At 59.3% G+C, this 659-nt stretch carries 1 protein-coding gene; it reads right to left on the bottom strand.

All coding sequences use genetic code 11. From position 1 onward, the window contains the following. Nucleotides 1-271 precede the first annotated feature (271 nt). On the bottom strand, nucleotides 272-659 hold a 388-nt coding region (locus KDH83_RS31100), incomplete at its 5' end, for a methyltransferase domain-containing protein (protein WP_212322958.1).

Genomic DNA, 659 nt, shown 5'->3' with positions numbered 1-659 from the left:
AGCCGTCAGGGCCGTTGCGGTCCTGATCGCAAGAGGCTAATCAGCGGTGCGCTTGATATGAATGGGATGAGAGAGAAATGGAGTGGACGCGCGCGAGGCGCCGCCTGATTTCAGAATGACGCGACCGTTGCGGTTACGCGTGGGCAAGGTGAAGGCGACCCTGGCGGCGGTACTGCAATGTTGTTTGCCTGGGCCAGCCTGAAGAGATCGATGGCGCCAAAAACATGACGCCGGCACAAGGCCGGCGTCATGTTTTCTCCGCACAGAAGCGTCAAGCCGTCTGTGCCACCACTTTCCGCTTCCGGCCAAAAACAAACACATGCGCGTAGCTGTCGTTCATCGGATGCTCGAAGTGCGTGATCCCCCGAATCGACGGCACCACAGGCTCGAACAAGCCGGCATGATCAATATCCACCGGATAAGGTTTCCGCTCCGGCGTATCGTTGTACCCGAGAATCAATAGCCCACCTGGTTTGAGCACCCGATGGCACTGCTCCATCATCTGCTCGAATCCGCTCCGCTCGTTCAAGCCCCAGCCGATCACGCCGTTGGACACCACGATGTCGAACGACTCTTCGTCGTAGTAGCCTGCCATGTCCGTCGCGCTGCCGATGACGTGCCTGCCAGGGGGGCCATAGACGGCTTGCTCAGGATCCATG

Source organism: Achromobacter sp. Marseille-Q0513, assembly GCF_018195695.1.
GTDB lineage: Bacteria > Pseudomonadota > Gammaproteobacteria > Burkholderiales > Burkholderiaceae_B > Achromobacter.
This window is presented reverse-complemented; position numbering and strand designations above follow the sequence as displayed.